At 67.7% G+C, this 19,525-nt stretch carries 15 protein-coding genes and 1 tRNA gene; 8 read left to right on the top strand and 8 right to left on the bottom strand.

The genetic code is table 11. The features are described from left to right. Nucleotides 1-4: 4 nt before the first annotated feature. The 6 genes from cyoB to MFF24_RS21990 form a co-directional block, all read right to left on the bottom strand. A complete protein-coding gene (gene cyoB, locus MFF24_RS22015; RefSeq protein ID WP_133089616.1) occupies nucleotides 5-2,011 on the bottom strand; it encodes a cytochrome o ubiquinol oxidase subunit I in 2,007 nt (668 codons plus the stop codon). A gap of 39 nt (nucleotides 2,012-2,050) precedes the next feature. Next, nucleotides 2,051-3,193 carry a ubiquinol oxidase subunit II gene (gene cyoA, locus MFF24_RS22010; RefSeq protein ID WP_238227812.1) on the bottom strand — a complete coding sequence of 381 codons (1,143 nt, stop codon included), beginning with the start codon at nucleotides 3,191-3,193 and terminating at the stop codon, nucleotides 2,051-2,053. Nucleotides 3,194-3,305: 112 nt separating this feature from the next. Further along, complete coding sequence (locus MFF24_RS22005; RefSeq protein WP_108942022.1) at nucleotides 3,306-4,640, bottom strand: MFS transporter; 1,335 nt, start codon at nucleotides 4,638-4,640, stop codon at nucleotides 3,306-3,308. A gap of 275 nt (nucleotides 4,641-4,915) precedes the next feature. Then, a complete protein-coding gene (locus MFF24_RS22000; RefSeq protein ID WP_283214537.1) occupies nucleotides 4,916-7,990 on the bottom strand; it encodes an efflux RND transporter permease subunit in 3,075 nt (1,024 codons plus the stop codon). Nucleotides 7,991-8,029: 39 nt separating this feature from the next. Then, entirely contained in the window at nucleotides 8,030-9,160 is a 1,131-nt protein-coding gene (locus MFF24_RS21995) for an efflux RND transporter periplasmic adaptor subunit (RefSeq protein ID WP_238227731.1), read from the bottom strand. After that, on the bottom strand, nucleotides 9,157-10,332 hold the full coding sequence (locus MFF24_RS21990) for an efflux RND transporter periplasmic adaptor subunit (protein ID WP_238227729.1): 1,176 nt from the start codon (nucleotides 10,330-10,332) through the stop codon (nucleotides 9,157-9,159). The genes MFF24_RS21995 and MFF24_RS21990 overlap by 4 nt, the downstream gene beginning before the upstream one ends. 359 nt (nucleotides 10,333-10,691) lie before the next feature. Between MFF24_RS21990 and MFF24_RS21985 the strand changes: the two genes are divergently transcribed. Further along, nucleotides 10,692-11,252 carry a TetR/AcrR family transcriptional regulator gene (locus MFF24_RS21985; RefSeq protein WP_238227727.1) on the top strand — a complete coding sequence of 187 codons (561 nt, stop codon included), beginning with the start codon at nucleotides 10,692-10,694 and terminating at the stop codon, nucleotides 11,250-11,252. A 342-nt stretch (nucleotides 11,253-11,594) separates the two neighbouring features. Here MFF24_RS21985 and MFF24_RS21980 read toward each other — a convergent pair whose 3' ends face one another. Beyond that, the gene (locus MFF24_RS21980) at nucleotides 11,595-12,305 is read right to left on the bottom strand and encodes a response regulator transcription factor (RefSeq protein WP_238227725.1); all 711 of its coding nucleotides are present in this window, start codon (nucleotides 12,303-12,305) and stop codon (nucleotides 11,595-11,597) included. Nucleotide 12,306: 1 nt separating this feature from the next. Continuing rightward, the gene (locus MFF24_RS21975; protein ID WP_238227722.1) at nucleotides 12,307-13,200 is read right to left on the bottom strand and encodes a sensor histidine kinase; all 894 of its coding nucleotides are present in this window, start codon (nucleotides 13,198-13,200) and stop codon (nucleotides 12,307-12,309) included. A 982-nt stretch (nucleotides 13,201-14,182) separates the two neighbouring features. Between MFF24_RS21975 and MFF24_RS21970 the strand changes: the two genes are divergently transcribed. From MFF24_RS21970 to MFF24_RS21940, 7 genes are all read left to right on the top strand, one after another. Then, nucleotides 14,183-14,638 (top strand): response regulator, encoded by a 456-nt coding sequence (locus tag MFF24_RS21970; RefSeq protein WP_238227720.1) that lies wholly within the window; start codon nucleotides 14,183-14,185, stop codon nucleotides 14,636-14,638. 26 nt (nucleotides 14,639-14,664) lie between these two features. After that, entirely contained in the window at nucleotides 14,665-14,826 is a 162-nt protein-coding gene (locus MFF24_RS21965) for a helix-turn-helix domain-containing protein (protein WP_238227712.1), read from the top strand. A 191-nt stretch (nucleotides 14,827-15,017) separates the two neighbouring features. After that, on the top strand, nucleotides 15,018-15,797 hold the full coding sequence (locus MFF24_RS21960; protein WP_238227704.1) for a LuxR C-terminal-related transcriptional regulator: 780 nt from the start codon (nucleotides 15,018-15,020) through the stop codon (nucleotides 15,795-15,797). A 133-nt stretch (nucleotides 15,798-15,930) separates the two neighbouring features. After that, on the top strand, nucleotides 15,931-16,749 hold the full coding sequence (locus tag MFF24_RS21955; RefSeq protein WP_238227702.1) for a glycosyltransferase family 2 protein: 819 nt from the start codon (nucleotides 15,931-15,933) through the stop codon (nucleotides 16,747-16,749). Between the two features lie 109 nt (nucleotides 16,750-16,858). Next, nucleotides 16,859-18,046, top strand: coding sequence for a CgeB family protein (locus MFF24_RS21950; RefSeq protein ID WP_238227701.1), 1,188 nt, complete (start codon nucleotides 16,859-16,861; stop codon nucleotides 18,044-18,046). Nucleotides 18,047-18,312: 266 nt separating this feature from the next. Further along, nucleotides 18,313-18,386, top strand: a tRNA-Gln gene (locus MFF24_RS21945). A 415-nt stretch (nucleotides 18,387-18,801) separates the two neighbouring features. After that, nucleotides 18,802-19,503 (top strand): GntR family transcriptional regulator, encoded by a 702-nt coding sequence (locus MFF24_RS21940; protein ID WP_238227692.1) that lies wholly within the window; start codon nucleotides 18,802-18,804, stop codon nucleotides 19,501-19,503. The last annotated feature ends 22 nt before the right edge of the window (nucleotides 19,504-19,525 follow it).

Genomic DNA, 19,525 nt, shown 5'->3' with positions numbered 1-19,525 from the left:
GTCCTCAGGCCCGTACCGCCGCCAGCGCCTCGGTCCGCTGCTCTTCCGTGCGGCGAACCGTTTCGGCGGGGATGTAGTAGTCGCGGTTGTAGTTGAAGGTGTGGCCGATCGCGACGACGAACGTCGCCACGAGGGCCAGCGCCGCCAGCCACCAGATGTACCAGATCATCGCGAAGGAGAAGGCGATGCTGATCACGCCGAGGATCACGCCGGTGGCGGTGTTCTTGGGCATGTGGATCGGCTTGTAGCCCTGGAGCGGGCGCTGGAAGCCGCGGGCCTTCATCTCCCACCACGCGTCGAGGCCGTGCACCACGGGCGTGAAGGCGAAGTTGTAGTCCGGCGGCGGCGAGGAGGTGGACCATTCGAGGGTGCGGCCCTCCCACGGATCGCCGGTGACGTCGCGCAGCTTCTCGCGGTTTTTGATCGAGACCGCGAACTGGACGATCATCGCGCCGATGCCGATGGCGATCAGGCCCGCGCCGATGGCGGCGACGACGAACCAGGGCTGCAGCGAGGGATCGTCGAAGTGCTGGGCACGGCGGGTCACGCCCATCAGGCCGAGCACGTAGAGCGGCATGAAGGCGACGTAGAAGCCGATGGTCCAGAACCAGAAGCTGACCTTGCCCCAGAACTCGTCGAGCTTGAAGCCGAAGGCCTTCGGGAACCAGTAGTTCACGCCGGCGAACATGCCGAACAGCACGCCGCCGATGATCACGTTGTGGAAGTGCGCGATCAGGAACAGCGAGTTGTGGAGCACGAAGTCGGCCGGCGGCACGGCGAGCAGAACGCCGGTCATGCCGCCGATGACGAAGGTCACCATGAAGCTGACGGTCCACAGCATCGGCACGTCGAACCGGATGCGACCGCGATACATCGTGAACAGCCAGTTGAAGATCTTGGCACCCGTCGGGATCGAGATGATCATCGTCGTGATGCCGAAGAACGAGTTCACGCTCGCGCCCGACCCCATCGTGAAGAAGTGGTGCAGCCACACGAGGTAGGACAGGATCGTGATGACGATGGTCGCGTAGACCATCGAGGTATAGCCGAACAGGCGCTTGCCGCAGAAGGCCGAGGTGACCTCCGAGAACACGCCGAAGGCCGGCAGGATGAGGATGTAGACCTCCGGATGACCCCAGATCCAGATGAGGTTGAAGTACATCATCGGATTGCCGCCGAGGTCGTTCGTGAAGAAGTGCGTGCCGACGTAGCGGTCGAGGGTCAGCAGCGCGAGAACGGCGGCGAGGATCGGGAAGGCGGCGACGATCAGCACGTTGGTGCAGAGCGAGGTCCAGGTGAAGATCGGCAGCTTCATCATCGACATGCCGGGCGCGCGCATCTTCACGATGGTCGCGATCAGGTTGATGCCCGACAGCGTCGTGCCGATGCCCGCGATCTGCAGGCCCCAGATGTAGTAGTCGACGCCGACGCCGGGACTCATGTCCGCGCCCGAGAGCGGCGGGTAGGCAAGCCAGCCGGTGCGGGCGAACTCACCCACGAACAGCGAGATCATGATCGTGACCGCGCCCGAGACCGTCATCCAGAACGAGAAGTTGTTCAGGAACGGGAAGGCGACGTCGCGGGCGCCGATCTGCAGCGGCACGACGTAGTTCATCAGGCCGGTGACGAAGGGCATCGCCACGAAGAAGATCATGATCACGCCGTGCGCCGTGAAGATCTGATCGTAGTGGTGCGGCGGCAGGTAGCCCTCGTTGGCGCCGAAGGCGATCGCCTGCTGCGAGCGCATCAGCAGCGCGTCGGCAAAGCCGCGCAGCAGCATCACGAGCGCCAGGATGACGTACATGATGCCGATCTTCTTGTGATCGACCGAGGTCAGCCAGTCGCGCCAGAGCGGCCCCCAGAAGCGGAAATAGGTGATCGCGGCGAGCACCGCGATCCCGGCCACGGCGACGCCTGCAAAGGTTACTTGCAGGATCGGTTCGTGGAACGGGATGTCCTCGAGAGAGAGGCGCCCGAACAGCAGATGCTGCAGGTCCGTGTTTGCGAACATGGAATGAGGCTCGTCCGTAAATCCTGGGGCGGCGACGGATCAGTTGTTGGTCTGGTCGGGAGCGGTGCGGCCTTGGCCGCTCCCCTCGTGGGTCTTGTCGGAGTCGGGCGACTCGCTCTTGGGCGCGCGGTGCGAGGCCGGCGTGGTCGCGCCCGGGGGCTCGTCGCCGCGCTGCGTGTGGCGGTTGTCGTACTGCAGCCGGTCGACGTTCTCGCGGCTCTCCTTGCCGGCGCCGCCCTTGGCGTCGATGGCCATCATCTCGCCCATGCACATCTTGCCGGGCATGGCGCACATGCCGACGATCTTGCCGAAGAGCCCGTCGGCGAAGGTGGAGAAGTAGGTGACGGGCACCCGCTCGCTCGGGCGTTCGAGTTCGAGATAGGCATCCCGGCTCAGTTCCGAACCCTGCTGCTTCACTTTGGCAATCCACTGGTCGAAGCCGTCGCCGTCGAGCCCGTGGAACTTGAACGTCATGCGCGAGAAGCCGGTGCCGCTGTAGTGCGAGGACAGTCCCTCGTACTCGCCGGCCTTGTTGATCACCGCGTGGAGCTGCGTCTGCATGCCGGGCATGGCGTAGATCATGCCGGCGAGCGCGGGGACGTAGAAGGCGTTCATCACCGAGGAGGCGGTGATCTTGAACTGGATCGGGCGGTTCACCGGCGCGGCCAGCTCGTTGACGGTGGCGACGTTGTATTCGGGGTAGAAGAACAGCCACTTCCAATCGAGGGCCACGACCTGCACCTCGAGCGGCTTCACGTTCGCCGCCACCGGCTTGCCGGGTTCGATGCGCGAGAGCGGCCGGAACGGGTCGAGGGTGTGGGTGCTGATCCAGGTCAGGGCGCCGAGGGCGATGATGATCAGCAGCGGCGCCGTCCAGATCACCACTTCGAGCCCGGTCGAGTGATCCCAGTCGGGGTCGTGGCGGGCGGCCGTGTTCGAGGCGCGGTAGCGCCACGCGAACAGCAGGGTCAGCGCGATCACGGGCACGATGATGAGCAGCATCAGCCCCGTCGAGGCGAGGATGAGGTTGCGCTGCTGCACGGCGATGTCGCCCGACGGCTGCATCACCACGAGGTTGCAGCCGGCGAGCAGGCCGAACAGGGGCAGCAGGACGGCGCCCTGCAGGATCCGGCGCACGGAGCCGGCCCCGGAACGGGCTCTCAATGAACGGTCGGCGGTCATGGCCACGAATCTTCGTTCCATCGCAAGGGCCGCGCGGGCATCGTTCCGCACGGCGACGGTTCGTTTCACTCAAGATCCCGCGGCGAGAGGCTCTCCGCCCGCGGGCTCCAAATCACATCTGGCGCATCTCGGAGCGGTCGAGGGAGAGCGCGAGCAGCGTCGCCAGCGCGCCGGACAGCAGGTACACGCCGACCATGGCGAGGCCGTAGGCGGTGGAGAGGTACAGCACCACGAGGGGGGCGAACCCCGCGCCGAACAGCCAGGCGAGGTCCGAGGTCAGCGCCGCGCCGGTATAGCGGTAGCGCGAGCCGAGCCGCGACGTCACGGCGCCGGCGGTCTGGCCGTAGGACAGGCCGAGCAGCATGAAGCCGATATTGACGTAGATCGTCTGGCCGATGGCGTTCTCGCCGAAGATCAGCGGCGCCAGGATCGAGCCGCAGGCGAAGGCGGCGATCAGGCCGGCGCTGATGAGCAGCATGTTGCGGCGCCCGATCTGGTCGGCGATCAGGCCGGAGGCGGCGACCGCGCCGGCGCAGATGACGGCACCGGAGAACTGCACCATCAGGAAGTCGCCGGCGGAGCGGTCGCTCGACAGGACGAGCCACGCGATCGGGAAGATCGTCACGAGGTGGAACAGGGCGAAGCTCGCCAGCGGCACGAAGGCGCCGATCCACACGTCCAGCGCGTGGTGGCGGGCGAGATCGACGATGCCGACGGGCTCGAGCTGGCCCTTGTCGAGGAGCCGGGTGAATTCCGGCGTCGCGACGAGTCGCAGGCGGGCGAACAGGGCCACGACGTTGATGGTGAAGGCGCAGAAGAACGGGAAGCGCCAGCCCCAGTCGGTGAAGTCCTCAGGCGTCAGATTGACCACGAAGAAGGCGAACAGGGCGCTCGCCACCATGAAGCCGAACGGCGCGCCGAGCTGCGGGATCATCGCGTACCAGCCGCGGCGCTCGCGCGGCGCGTTGAGGGCGAGGAGCGAGGCCATGCCGTCCCAGGCGCCGCCCAGCGCGAAGCCCTGCGCCACCCGCAGGATCGCCAGTAGCTCGATGGAGACGACCCCGATCGAGTTGTAGCTCGGCAGGAAGCTGATCGCCGCGGTCGAGCCGCCGAGCAGGAACAGGGCGGCGGTGAGCTTCACCCCGCGCCCGTGCCGCTTGTGCACCCACATGAAGAAGATCGAGCCGAGCGGGCGGGCGATGAAGGCGAGCGCGAAGATCGCGAACGCGTAGAGCGTGCCCGTCAGCGGGTCGGCGAAGGGGAAGAACACCTTCGGGAACACCAGCACCGAGGCGATGCCGAACACGAAGAAGTCGAAATATTCCGAGGCGCGTCCGATCACCACGCCGAGCGCGATATCGTTGGGACTGACGTCGTGGTGGCTCATGGCCACCTGCGCGTCGCGCTCGAGCGGACGGGAATTGGCCGTGGCGTGGTCGGTGGTCATCGCGGGCAGCCGGCTCGCCTGAAGGTACGATCGAAGCCGCCGCCTTGCCGCGGCGTTCGGCACGTGCCTAGCGGATGGGTTGACATACGAAAAGAGAATTTGGTGCCGCAGCAGGTTACACAGAACGGCTATGCAAACAGAGCAGGGGTGATGCGTTTAAGCGCGCAATATTCCCTACACTGCGCGAAAACTGCATAATAGGTCCGGTCTTGCTCCGGCCGACGGGATGAATCTTCCCGCCGGACAGACCACTTCCGCGCGGTCGGCGTCCTGCGTCAGTGCCCGACGGCATGACGCGCGGACGCCTTGCCCCGCGGCGGCGGCTTGATTCGGTACCAGCCGACATAGAGCGCGGGCAGGAACAGCAGGGTCAGCGCCGTCGCCGCCAGGATACCGCCGATCATCGCGTAGGCCATCGGGCCCCAGAATACCTCTCGAGCGATCGGGATCAGGCCCAGGCTCGCCGCCGCCGCAGTGAGCAGGATCGGCCGCATGCGGTGCCGGGTGGCTTCCACCACCGCGTCCCAGGGCTCCATCCCCTCCGCCTCGCATTCCTCGATCTGGCTCACCAGGATCACCGCGTTGCGGACGATGATGCCGATGAGGGCCAGGATGCCGAGGATTGCGACGAAGCCCATCGGCTTGTCGAAGAGCAGAAGCGCTGGAACCACCCCGATCAGGCCGAGCGGCGCGACCGAGAACACCAGGAACAGCTTCTGGAAGCTCTGGAGCTGGATCATCAGGAAGAAGGCCATGGCCAGCAGCATCACCGGCACCACGGCCGCGATCGGACCCTGGCCCTTGCCCGCCTCCTCGACCGCGCCGCCGACGGCAAGCGTGTAGCCCTCCGGCAGCGCCGCAACGTAGGCGTCGATGGCGGGCTGGAGCGCGGCGACGATCGTCGGCGGCTGGGTCGCGTCGTTGATGGTGGCACGCACCGTCAGCGTCGGTACCCGGTCGCGGCGCCAGACGATCGGCTGTTCGAGGTCGTAGTCGATCTTGGCGAAAGCCAGGATCGGCACGACCGAGCCGTTGGAGAGCGCGACCTGAAGGCTCTGGAGCGTGTCGAGCGAGGTGCGCTCGACGGTGCGCGCCCGGCCGACCACGTTCACGAGGTAGATCGAATCGCGCACCTGCGTGATCGCCTGGCCGCCGACGATGCCGTTGAGGATGCCGGCGATGTCCTGGCTGGTGACGCCGAGCTGGCGCGCCTTGTCCTGCAGGATCTCGACGCGCAGCACCTTGCCGGGCTCGTTCCAGTCGAAGGTCGGCACGGCGAGCCGCTTGTCCGCGGCGACCACGTCGGCAAGCTTGAGCGCGAGGCGGCGCACTTCCTGCACGTTCGGCCCGGAGAGGCGGTACTGGATCGGGCGGCCCACGGGCGGGCCGAGATTGAGCGGCTGGACCAGCACGTCGGTGCCGACGAAGTCGTGTCGGCCGATCTTTTGCAGTCGCGCGATCACCTGGTCGCGGATCTCCAGGGATTTCGTGACGATCACGATCTGTCCGAAGAAGGCGTTGGCGAGCTGCTGGTCGAGCGGCAGGTAGAAGCGCACCGCGCCCTGGCCGACATAGGAGGACCAGCGCTCGATATCGGGGTCATCCTTCAGGTGGGCCTCGAAGCGGTCCATCTGCGCCCGCGTTTCGGTAATGGTGGCGTTCTGCGGCAGGGTCAGATCGACCAGCACCTCGGAGCGATCGGAGGAGGGGAAGAACTGCTGCTGCACGTGGCCCATCCCGACGACGGCGAGCCCCATCAGGACGACGCAGACGATCACGGTGATCCAGCGCAGCCGCATCGCGACCCGCAAGGCCGCCATGAAGGCGCGGGTGAACAGCCCCTGCTTCTCGGTATGGTGCTTCATGGTCTTGGGGAGGATCGTCACGCCGAGCAGCGGCGCGAACAGCACCGCGACCACCCAGGAGACCAGCAGCGAGGCGGCGATCACCACGAACAGCGAGTAGGTGTACTCGCCCGCCGACGAGCCGTTGAAGCCGATCGGTAAAAAGCCCGCCACCGTCACCAGGGTGCCGGTGAGCATCGGGAAGGCGGTGGAGGTGTAGGCGTAGGTCGCTGCCTTCTTCAGGTTATCGCCGAGTTCGAGGCGGGCCACCATCATCTCGACGGTGATCATCGCGTCGTCGACGAGGAGTCCGAGCGCGATGATGAGGGCGCCGAGCGAGATCCGCTGCAGCGTCACGCCCATGATCTGCATGATCACGAACACGATGGCGAGCACGAGCGGGATCGAGATCGCGACGACGAGCCCGGCGCGCAGGCCGAGGCTGACGAAGCTCACCACGAGCACGATGACGACCGCCTCGACCAGCGCCTTGGTGAAGCCGCCGACCGCTTCCTCGACGATCTTGGGCTGGTCGGAGACGAGGTGGATGCCGACGCCGATGGGCAGCTTGCCCTCGATGCGGTGCATGCGCTCCTTCAGATCCTCGCCGAACTTCAGGAGGTTGGCGTTGGGGCGCATGGCGATGGCGAGCCCGATCGCCGGCTTGCCGCCGACGCGGAACAGGGCGGCCGGCGGGTCCTCGTAGCCGCGGGAGATGTCGGCGACGTCGGCGAGGCGGAAGAAGCGGTCGTTGAAGCGGAGATTGACGTTGCGCAGCGAGTCCTCCGACGTGAACTGGCCGCTGACGCGCAAGCTCACCCGCTCCGGTCCCGCCTGGACCACGCCGGAGGCGGCGACCGCGTTCTGCGATTGCAGCGCCTTGATCAGCGCCTGGATGTCGATGCCGTAGCCCGCGAGCTTGCGGGTCGAGAAGTCGAGGTAGATCGTCTCGCCCTGCACGCCCATCAGCAGGGTCTTGCCGATATTGGGCACCTTCAGGATCTCGGTGCGCACGCCCTCGACGTAGTCGCGCAACTGCCGGTGGGTCAGGCCGTCGGCGGTGAAGGCGTAGACGTTGCCGTAGACGTCGCCGAACTCATCGTTGAAGGCCGGCCCCTGCACCCCTTGCGGGAAGGTGTGCTGGATGTCGCCCAGCCGCTTTCGCACTTGGTAGAAGGCGGGCTGGATCTCCTCCTTCCGCGTCGTGTCGCGGAACTGCACGAACACCGTCGACTGGCCCGGCGTGGTGTAGCTGCGCACATAATCGAGGGCATTGATCTGCTGCAGCTCCTTCTCGATCCGGTCGGTGACCTGATCGAGGGTGTCCTTGATCGTGGCGCCGGGCCAGCTCGCCTGGACCACCATGGTCTTGATGGCAAAGGGCGGATCCTCCTCGCGGCCGAGCTGCGAATAGGCCATCACGCCGGCCACCAGGCAGACGAGCATCAGGAACCAGACCAGCGAACGGTGGCCGAGCGCCCAGTCGGAAAGGTTGAAGTCCTTCACGCGCGGAAACCTTTGCAGACTCTCTCGCCGGGTTCCGGCTCAGTTCCGGTCGTCGGCCAGCCGGACGGTCTGGCCGTCGCGCAGGGAGTGGACGCCCGCCACCACGACCCGCTCGCCGGGTTTCAGCCCCGTGCGCACGGCGACGCGTCCGTTCCCGTCCGGCCCGTCGCCGTCGAGGGTGACGTCGCGGCGCTCGACTCGCCGTTTGCCCGACTCGCCGGGCCGCGTGTCGTCGGCAGCCTCGTTCCCCGGTTGGCCGGCCTCCGGCACGATCCAGACCGAGCGGCGCCCCTCTGCATCAAGGAGCGCGGTGGCCGGCAGGACGAAGCGGCGCTCGATGCGGCGCTCCAGCGCGACGGTGATGGTCGCCCCCAGGCGGAAGGCGGGGCCGGGCTCCTCCAGGGTGAGGCGGACGCGGCGGGTGCGCGTGCCGGATTCGGCGAAGGGGGCGACTTCACGCACCCGTCCGCGGGCGGTGATCTCCGGCGCGCTTTGGAGCACCACCGTGAACCGCCCGTCCTTGGGCATGGCGCCGGCCAGCGTCTCGGGGATGTCGACCACCGCCTCGCGGGTCTCGGGCCGGGCGAGCGTGACGATCCCCTGCCCCGGGCTCACCACCTGCCCGATCTCGGCGAGCCGCTGGGTGACGACGCCGTCGAAATCGGCGTGCAGCTCGGTATAGCCGATCTGGTCGCGGGCCTTCTGCAGGCTCGCCCCGGCCTGGGCGAGGCGGGCCTGGGCGGTGTCGCGTCGGGCGACTGCCGCGTCGAGCTGGGCCTGGGTGACGTTGTTGCCCTCCATCAGGCGCCGGGTGCGCGCCTCGGTGGCCGTCGCGTTCTCGGCCTGGGCCTTGGCGTCGGCCAGTTCCGCCTCGGCGCGGCTGAGGTCGAAGCGCGACACGATCGGGTCGAGGGCGGCCAACCGCTGGCCCTTCTTCACGACGTCGCCCACGGTGACGTCGCGCGCCACCACGCGGCCGCCGATCTGGAAGCCGAGCTGCGACTGGTATCGCGGCTCGACTGTGCCGGCGAAGGGGCCGAAGATCACGCTGTCGGTGGGTTGCGCCAGAGTGGTCAGGACCGGCCGCACGGGGGGCGTCGGTGCCTCCTGCGACGGTTGGCAGGCGGCCAGCATGGAGGCACCGGCGGCGACGAGGAGCCTGCGCCTCATCGTCCCCCCTCCCCCGCCGCGGCCTTTGCCGCGTCCCGCGAGGCCTCGTCCGTGGTCGCCGGCCCTGCCAGCGCGACGTGCTGGCCCGGACGCAGGAACTGGATCCCGGCGATCACCACCGTCTCGCCGGGCGCGACGCCGTTCTTGAGCACGATGTCGTCGAAGCCGTAGCGGTCGATCTCGACATCGCGGATCGAGACCGTGCCCGCCCCGGCATCGTAGATCCACACCGCCGGGCGGCCGTCGGAGCGGTAGAGGGCCGACCACGGCAGCACCACCGCCTCCCGCGAGGCGAAGCGTCCCCGGCCGATCACCACGGCGCCCAGCGACATCGCCGGCGGGGTCTCGTCCAGCCCGACCTTGACGCGCACCGTCCCGCTCGCCGCATCCACCGTCGGCGAGATCTCGCGCACATGGCCATTGACCGACACCGCAGGGTCGGACTGGAGGGTGACGTGAATCGTCTTGTCGCCGGGCGGGTGTGCGGTCAGCGCCTCGTAGACGTTGAACACCGCGTCGCGCGGGCCGTCCTGGGCCAGCACCATCACCGCCTGGCCCGACTGCACCACCTGCCCGACCTCGAAGGTGCGGCTCATGACGATGCCGGGCACGCCCGCCCTCAACTCGGTGTAGGAGAGCTGTTCCTCGGCGGTCCCGAGCGCCGCCTTGGCCGAATCGACCGCGGCCTGCGAGGTGCGCAATTGCTGCTCGGCATTGTCGTAGGCCGGGCGCGTCGTGTAGCCGCCGCCGATGAGCTGCTTCTGGCGCTCGAAGGTCACCTTGGCCTGGGTGAGCTGTGCCTCCGCCGAGACGAGGGCGGCGCGGGCATTGTCGAGGTTGGCCCGCTGCACCAGCGGCTCCAAGACCGCCAGCACCTGATCGGCGGTGACGTGGTCGCCGACCTCGACCCGGCGCTCGGCGACCTTGCCGTTGGTGCGGAAGGCGATGTTGGTCTGGGCCTGGGCCTGGACGTCACCGGTCAGCACCACGTCCGAGGTGACCGGCCCCTTCCTGGCGGTCACCACGCGTACCAGCACAACGGAGGGGTCTTCCACCTCCGGCACCGGAGATGCTGCCGGCGTGCCCGCCGGGAGCGCCGCGGTGACGGGAAGGGCCGAGAGGGCCGTTGCGAGCACAGCGGCGGTGAGGACGGGGCGGAGCCCTGAGGACATCGGCCGAGGTTCCGGGCAGAGGACGAGGCGCAGGCGTGGGATTGGGACGAGATAGGCGCCCCCCTTCCGCCAAGGCGTCTTTCGCGGCGCAGGCTTATCGACTATCCTACCGACCGTCCAGACGGTTTTTAATCTTTGCTAGTGAGGCGAGCCGTCTCTGCGCGCTCTGCGCGTTTGATACGGCCTCCGCTTGATCGGAGCGGGGAGCGGACCAGCCCGCGCGGCGCTTGAGCGACGGCCGAATCCGCCATCCCGAAGGGATCAATCGGATTGGGTATGAGAAGACGTCATCGGGCGATTGTTCAGCGGCAGAGACCGGATCCGGTGTCCGGGACGGCGTACGGGGTTCGGGGTCGATCATGGCGCAGAGGACGCGCAGCCGCCGCGACGACCGTGCGGAAGTGATTCTCGATGCGGCGGGTGCGGTGCTGCGCCGCGGCGATGCGCGGGCCCTGACCATCGATGCGGTGGCGGCGGAGGCGGGCCTGAGCAAGGGCGGCGTGCTGCACCACTATGCCTCGAAGGACGCGCTGATCCTCGCCCTGGTCGATCGCAAGCTGCAGCACCTGCGCGCCGGCATCGCCGCCTGTGAGGCGGAGCGGGCGGGCGGAGCCTCGGGGCTTGCGCTCGGCATGATCGAGCACCTGCGCCGCAGCTACCGCGAGGAGGAAGACTTCAGTCGGGCCCTGCTGCTCGCCTCCGCCGAGAATCCGGATGCGCTCGCCGGATATCGCGCCTTCGTGGCCGAGCGGCTCGCCCGCTTCGAGGCCGCGGAGGGACCGGCGGGGGTCGGGGCCGCCCTGTTCTTCGCGCTGCTCGGCGTCGTGATGGGCCGCTCCCTCGGCTTCCACGATCTGAGTGCTGCGCAGATCGAACCTCTTCTCGGGGCCCTGGAGCGCGCGGCGCAGGAACTCGGCTGAGTGTCTTTGATAAGGTCTCCGCTTGATCGGAGCGGGGAGCGTATCATCAAGCCCGCGCGGCGCTTGAGGAAGGCGCCCATCGCGCGGGCGCGATGGGATCCCGCCGACGACCAAATCCGCTATCCCGAAGGGATCGACCGGATTCGGTATGACCAGACTCACGGTCGCCGATCAGCCTCACTCGGGCGAGGAAAGCGCAGCGGGTGATGTGTGAGGCGCTCTGAAGCGGCGGGCGCTTCCGGCAAGTGATCCGATCGAACGTCCCGAAGATCGCGGCGAGGGCGCAGGATGGCCTCGAGGGGTTGTCGAGGCTGCGGGATCGAAAGGGTGTTTTCGAAAAGCTCACATCAAGGATGGTGGCCGATCGGGTGAGGGGCGCCTATTCTCCGTCTCGAGCCAGCCTTGTCCGAGGGCGTAGCGGACGATGCTGGCGCGGGAGCGGAGACCGAGCTTTTTACAACCGCGGATCTTGTAGGTATCGACCGAGGCCACCGAGATCGACATCGAGAGGCTGACCTCCTTCATGGTCATTCCGAAGGCGATGAGCCGGAGCACCTCGCGCTCCCGCACGGTGAGGCCGCCCTCCTCGCCGGGATGGGGAGCGGGCGGCCCGGCCTCCGTGCGGCCGGGCGGAGAGGGGGCCGCACGCATCTCGGTGTCGACATAACGGCCGCCGGAAACGACGACCTCGATGGCCTCCAGCAGGCTGGTGCCGGCGGAGCGCTTCAGGACGTAGCCCTGGGCGCCCGCGCTCAGGGCCTCGTCGACGAAGGCGAGATCCTCGTTGACCGTCAGAAACACGATGTGCACCGTCGAGCCCGCCTCGCGCAGCGCGCGGGCCACGGCGAGCCCACTCATGCCGGTCATAGTGATATCCATGACAACGACGTCGGGCCGCGTCCGGTGGACGAGATTCAGAGCGTGCCGTCCGTCGCTCGCCTCCCCGACGACCTCGATGCCGGCGGTCTCGCCGAGCAGGCCGCGGACGCCACTTCTGAAGATCGGATGGTCATCGATCAGGGCGACCCTGACCCTTGCTTCCGCCTTGCCCATATCAGTCCCCTGTCATCGGCAAACGCGCCAGAATCGTCGTCCCGCCGCCAGGAGGCGATTCGATCATGAGCTGTCCCCCGAGCAGCGTCAGCCGCTCGCGCATCCCCGCGAGGCCGAACCCGCTCCCCGCGCGACGCGCGTCCGGCGCCGGCTCGATTTTGAGGCCCGGTCCGTCATCCTCGATCGCCAGCGTGACGTCGGCGCGGGCGTATTGCAGGGTCACGGAAACGTGGCGCACCCCCGGTGCGTGCTTGACGACGTTGGTCAGGGCTTCCTGAACGAGCCGGAAGATCGTCACCTCGGTCTCCGGCGTGAGGGGCACCGTGATTCCGGAGAGCTGGAATTCGATGGGGATTCCGCACCGATCCGACCACTCCCGCACGAGCCCGGACAGGGCGAGGATGAGGCCGAGCTCGGTCAGCGCCACCGGGCGTAGTTCCCGAACCACCTGACGCAGGCTGGCCGAGATCGCATCGACCTGCTTCAGCATCGCCCCGATTTCCTCGGGTGACGGCTCGCGCCGCAACCGGTCCAGCCGCAGCTTCAACCATGCGAGCTGCTGGCCGGCCTCGTCGTGAAGCTCGCGGGCGAGGCGTTCCCGCTCCGCGTGATGCGCCCGGTAGAGCTGAGCCAGAACCGCGTCCCGGTCGCGCTCGGCGCGGGTCCGGGCCTGGGCGGTGCTGCGCAGGTCGGCCAGCAGCATATCGCGCTCGCGCAGCAGTGACTGCAGGCGGCGCTGGTAGCGCACGCGCTCCGCGAGTTCACGCCGCAACATCACCGCCTCACTCGCCAACAGGTTGAAGCGCGCATCCCGAACCGGCAGGATCCGCAGCACGACGAGGGGGTCGATGCTCTCGCGATTCAGGCGGCAGCCCTGGCAGCGGTAGCGGTGCACGCCCGCTCTCCGCTTGACCGCGATCACGCCGGGGAGCGGCCTGCGCGTGGTCCGGGCCCGAGCCAGAAAGGCCGTCGAAGCCTTGCCCGTCAGATGGATCCGGTCCGGATCCTCCCGCGTCAGCAGCAGACGGGCGGGGTTGTTGGCGTAGGCGACGCTGCCCGAGCGGGCGACGACGAGGACAGGTCACCAATCGCTTCCAAGGTTCGCACGGCTTCCGCGCTCAGCGGGCCCATGCCTCTTGCCGCCGGTGCCGCCTGCTGATTCATCGACGAAGCCCCGACACGTCAGCGGCTGGGCGCGCGGAGATGAGGCGGCCGGTTCCACGATCGATGGTGGGCGGGACATGCGCCGGGACAAGCGGCAGGCGTTTCGCATGCCGATGCGTGCAGCAACATCGCGGCCGAATTCATGACTCGGGGTGATTGCCCGCTGCAATGACTGAGAACATCGAAGCCCCCCGATCACCTACGTTCGCCGCAGCGGGATGATCCATCCGAGTTATACGCTAGGCACCGGATCAGGATCGCTCGATCAACCGTAGGGTTGTAAGATACAACTCCGTTGCAGCCCGGTATATAACAAAAGTGTCAAGCGGATACCTCGTAGTTGATAGCCCAAAGGGTGTATTCAATGGTCGACGCCGCGGCCGTCTAGATTTTTCTGGCTTCGGTCTGCGGCGCAAGTGAGTGTATAATGCAATATTTGCTTATATAAGATAGTGTCTTGATAGAAACTTGCCGACGTCGGTCGGGGTGCTAAAAGACGATGGTGTCGAGCTTCGCCGTGATGCGGCATAAGCTCGAATGAATGCGCAGCTATAGTCTGAATTAGCGCATTGCTCTTCTTCTAACGTTGTGCGGTGCGACCGCAGATCTTTCGGAGGCCGTGAGGCGTCCATCCCGTTGCTCGGAGTAGAGTTATCAAGAAAAGCCGGCTTTGCCCTGACATCGATGTCCGCCAGTGGAGTAAAAGAAAAGTCATGTGGCGAATCATTATCGCAGATGACCAGAAAAGCTTCCGCATCGGTTTGCGGAAGGCTCTGGAGGTTGGCTCTGCCGGGATAATTATCGTCGACGTGTCCGGGGCGTCGGAACTCATCAATCATCTACGCTCGCCGCTGAAAACCGATCTGGTCATCGTCGGATCGCGCCTGCTTCCCGCCGGGGATCCGACCTATCTGGGGGCCCTGAAGCGGGCGGCCGGCGCTGCGCGCCTCCTGCTCGTCGTTCCGCACGCCTCGGCCGACCTGTTCCAGGATGCCCTGAGCCTCGGCTTCCACGGATTGATCATCCGCCGGCAGCGCCACGAGGAGATGATCGAGGCCATCCGCACGACGCTCGACGGCCGGCTGTACGCACCCAATGCCATCCTTTCCGTGAAGCCGCCGGAAGCCGCGTCCGCGATGCGGCAGCCGGAGCGCGGACGATCGGTCTGACACTGCGTCAGCGCGAAGTTCTGGCGTTGATCGGCAAGGGCCTATCCAATCGAGAGATCGCCTTCGCGCTGAGCATCGCCGAGGCGACGGTGAAAATCCATGTTTCCGCCGTGATCCGAATGCTCGGAGTCAGAAATCGCACCGAAGCTGCGCTTCTCGCGCCGACCATCCTCAAGGGTAAAATCTAGTACGAATTGGATAGGCCCTGTTGGGTGTCCAAGTTTTTTCTGACATGACACGGGGGCTCCCATTCGGTCTAGTTAATTTGTGCCTAACGTCCTGCAACGCACAATATGCCTGTGCGGAAGGCTCAAGTAGAACGGGTCAGTCAGGAAGATTCGGCGCGGGAGGTTTTCGGCAGAACAGGGGAGTAGCTCCGATGGAACACATCGATACGCTGATTGTCAGTGACAATCGCATGGTCAGAGAAAGTTTGGTCTCGCTCCTGGCCGGCACGCGTTTCACGGTGCGGCAGGTCGCGGCCAGTCCGGCGCTGCCTCTGTCCGACCTCGAGGCGGCGCGTCTGGCGCTCGTCGTCATCGACGAGGAGGCGGGGGACCTGATCGGGCAGGTCGCCGAAGCCTTGCCGGAGGTCAAGGTCGTGGCGCTGGCGCTGCGCGATACCGAAGGATTGATGCTGCGCAGTCTTCAGCTCGGCGCCTCGGCCTATCTGACCGAGGACGTGTCTCCCGCCGATCTTCTCAAGACCCTGGAGGTGGTGATCGCCGATTGCGCGGTGCTGCCGATGAGCTTCCTCGGGCGTCTGTGCTTGGCCGTCGAGCCGGTGCGGTCCCCCGGTCCGGTCGCCGCCCTGACCGGGCTTCAGCGGGCGGACGGGACCTCGCTCTCCAGCCTGTCGAGCCGCGAGGTCAACATCCTCGAAGGCTTGGCTCTGGGCGAATCCAACAAGGTCATTGCCCGCAACCTCGACATCGCCGAGGCCACGGTCAAGGTTCACGTCAAGGCGATCCTGCGCAAGGTCCGGGTGAAGAACCGGACGCAGGCTGCGGTCTGGGCGATGAACAAGGGCATCGTCAGCCACGGCAGCGCCCCCGTCGAGCGGTTCGAAGGCCTCGTATCCCCCCTCCCCTTGGGCGCAGGCCGCGACGGTTTCGCCTCCGGTCCCCTCTCCTCCGGCATCCTGGCCGCCGTCGCCTGACATATTCCGCGGCGCCGTGAGGGTCCGGCGCTGCCGCTACACCCGCGCGATCCAAGCGCGATCCAAGCGCGATCCAAGCGCGGTCCAAACCGCAATCTAAGCGCGATCCGAGCCAGAGCCGAGGGAGCCTGCGATGAAGGTGTCCGTGGTCACCCCGACGCTCAACGGCGTCGAATACTTGCGCGAATGCATCGAATCCTCGCGTGCCAGCGCCCGCAATGGCATCGAAGTCGAGCACGTGATCGTCGATGCGGGCAGCACCGACGGCACGGTGGAACTCGCCCGGAGCCTCGGCGCCACGGTGCTTCAGGGCAAGGATCGCGGCATCTTCGATGCGATCAACAAGGGCTCCTTTGCCGCCTCGGGCGAGTTGCTGGGGTTCCTCGGCGCCGATGACGTCCTGCTCCCCGGCGGCCTGGAGGCGGTCGTCGCGGCCTATCGGAGCCGGCACCGGCGCTGGGTCGTCGGCGGCATCCGCTGGATCGACGGGCGCGGCCGGGGCCTCGGTGGGCTGGCCGCTCCGCCCAACTGGATGACGCCGCGCATGCTCGTGTGCCTCGGATGGAATCCGGTGATGCACATGGCGACCTACATCGCCCGCGACTTCTACGCCGAGCTCGGCGGCTTCGATCACGCCTTCAAGGATTGCGGCGACTACGAGATGTTCTGCCGTGCCCTGGCGCGGGAGCCCTACGCACGGGTCGGCCGCCCGGTGGCCTGCTTCCGCCGCACGGGGCAGAACAACAGCGCCAACCTCGCCCACAAGGCGCGGGCTCTGGGCGAGGTCGCCCGGGTGAAGGCAGTGCACGGACCCTCCTCCCGCGCGGAGGATCTGTTCTGGCGCTACGCGCTGAAGAGCTACTTCAACGCTCGCAACCCGGATTGGCTCGTCAGCAAGCAGCTCGATTTCGGCCGCAGCCGGCTGAAGCTGCAGCCGCACGCCCATTTCTGATGTCCCAGGCGGCCCCTCCCCGCTCCCGTCGGAAGCACGGCTGCCGACCGGCAAGCCGGGCAGGCGTCGCCGGCGGGAAGGCCCGCTCTGAGACCGCCGGGGACCAGCCATGGAGACGGTGAGCGAGCGCCCTCGCGCGGCCGCGGCGGACTTTCTGCCGGGGGGGCCGCGGATCCTCGAGCTCGGCCTGATGCCGCTCGTCACCACCGCCTTCCCCGAGCGCACGACCTTCCTCGACACGCGGCTGCGCTGGGCCGATGTCAGGACCCGTGCTCCCCGTTCCGGCAGCCTGCCGGTGCGGCTGCTGAGGCTGATGCGGCGGGTGGCCGGCATCGGACGCACCTGCCTCGTCCAGGACTACGACATCGTCGTTGCCCGCTGTGTCGGCCCCGTGAACAGCGCCGGGCACTCCCTGCCGATCCACGCGGCCCTGAGCCTGATCGGCCTCGCCTTCCGCGGCCTCGTCCTGTTCGCGGCCCGCGGCCCCCGCGTCCGGCTCGCGATCCTCGACGTGACCGACCATCTCACGATCCACCCGCGCGACCGCGCCTTCCTTCGCCGCTGCGACCTGTTCTTCAAGCGGGAACTCGCCGCCAACCGCTGGAACACGCTCGAGACGGTGCTGCCCCGCGGCGCCTGCGCCGGTCATGCCCGGCAGGACCCCGCCTGCCTCGCGCTCCGGGCCAAGCTGCGCCCCTTCGCCCTCGGGATCGAGGCCGCGGCGCTATCGCCGCCGATCCCGGCCTCCGCCCGCCGCTACGACCTGTTCTACGCTGGCTCGGCGCAGGGTATCGGCTTCCGCGAGGCCGTGAGCAGCGTCCTGCCGCGCTTGGCCGCCCGAGGCTGGCGCATCCACGCGCCCGCGCACCGGCTGAGCCCGGAAGCCTTTGCGGAGGCGATCGCCGGGAGCCGGTTCTGCCTGTCGCCGGGCGGTGTGGGCTGGGACTGCTACCGGCACTACGAAGTCGCGGCTTTGGGCAGCGTTCCGATCTTCGACACCCGCCCGCTGACCGGCATCGAACCCTTCCTGCACGGCCGCGAAGGGTTCTATCTCGATCCGCAGGAGGATCTGGAACGCGCCCTCGACCTCCTGCTGCGCACCGACGATGCCGGGGTCGACCGGATGACGGCCGCGGCCCAGGCTCTGGTCGAACGGGTCTACACCTTCGACGCGCTGGCCCGTTACGTCATCGGCGAGACCCTGGCGCTGGGTCCGGTCGTCCGGCCGGCTCCCCCGTCCGCGCAGCCGTCGCTCGTCGAGGCCGAAGGCGGGCACGGGCAGCCCTCGATGCGCTAGCCCCCTGTTTCGGCATTGTTTCCTCCAAAAGCCGTGGCCAGTTTTCAGGACGATGGCCGAGGCTCCCGAGCCCGCAGGTCCCGCAACCGGACCGGGGAGGGAGCGGGCGAGCGTGGCGCTTTGGCCTCACCGCGCCGATGATGCGTCATCCATGTTGACGCGGCGCCCGGCACAGCCTATCTGACGCCAGCACCGTTGGCGGGGACTGAGGTCCACGCCTACCTGAACGTGACGGCCGAAATCGGTCGGGCGCGCGACGGCTCCGGTGGGGGATAGTTTAACGGTAGAACCGCGGACTCTGACTCCGCTAGTCCTGGTTCGAATCCAGGTCCCCCAGCCACTCAAATCTCCGAACATCTCGAATAGACCTACGCTCCGCGCCGTCATCCTGTGGCGTGATCGCCCTGCGAAGGGGCAGCTCGTGCGCGAGGGCGTCGAGGCCGCCCTGTTCGGATCGGAGGCCGTGCGTCGTCCCGCCTGTGACGATGCCGGAGGAAGGCCCCAGGAGCGCCCCCGCACGCAGCCTCGGCTTCGTCCGCGACCTGAGCGCCTCCGCAGCGCGGCTGGCATCCCAGATTCACCGAAGCATCGCGGGCACGCATTTCGCGTGACTGGATCGGCGGGGGCCGGGGCGCATCGGCGTCAATCGTGCATCTGTCGAAGGCCGGTGCCAAAAGCCGGCGGCTTCGCCACGGAACCGGCGTGCTGTTTTGGGTCGGGAGCGCCCGCGCTCCGCAACAGGATGTGCGTCAACGATGAGACAGGGCGAGACGAGCCCCCCGGCCGACCGCGTCGGAACGATCTGCCGGTCCCTGCGACGGGCCATCGTGGAGCGGGCCCTGACGCCGGGCGACCGGCTGCCCGAGGACGCGCTCGGCGAGCGGTTCAGCGTCAGCCGCACCATCACGCGCCAGGCGCTGGTTCAGCTCGCCGGTGAAGGATTGGTCGAACTGCGCCGCAATCGCATCGCCGTGGTCGCGAGCCCGAGTTGGGAGGAGGCGCGCGATACCTTCGACGTGCGCATCAGCCTGGAGCGCCTCGTGGTCCAGCGGCTCGCCGGCCGCCTGAGCGCCGAACAACGGGCCGCTCTCGACGCGCATATCGCCGGAGAGGAACGGGCGAGCGGCGGGCCGGAGGCGGCCTCGATCCGGCTCGCCACGGAGTTCCACCTGCTGCTCGCCGAGATGACCGGAAGTCCGGTGCTCGGCCGCTACGTAGCCGAACTGGGCTATCGCTGCGCCCTGATTCTATCGCTCTATAGCCGGCCGCACTCGTCCGACTGCGCCGTGAGCGAGCACCGGGACATCGTGGCGGCTTTGGTCGCTGGCGATGCCGGGCGAGCGGTCGCCCTGATGGACCACCATCTCGATGCGGTGGCGGAGCGGGCGCGCATCCTCACCGAGCCCCGGCGCGAGCGCGACCTCCTCCGCCTGCTCGCGCCCTACGTCGAGGGGTGACGCGGTGCCGCTTGATGGAAGC

Source organism: Methylorubrum aminovorans, from assembly GCF_022179725.1.
In the GTDB taxonomy this organism is placed as follows: domain Bacteria; phylum Pseudomonadota; class Alphaproteobacteria; order Rhizobiales; family Beijerinckiaceae; genus Methylobacterium; species Methylobacterium aminovorans.
This window is presented reverse-complemented; position numbering and strand designations above follow the sequence as displayed.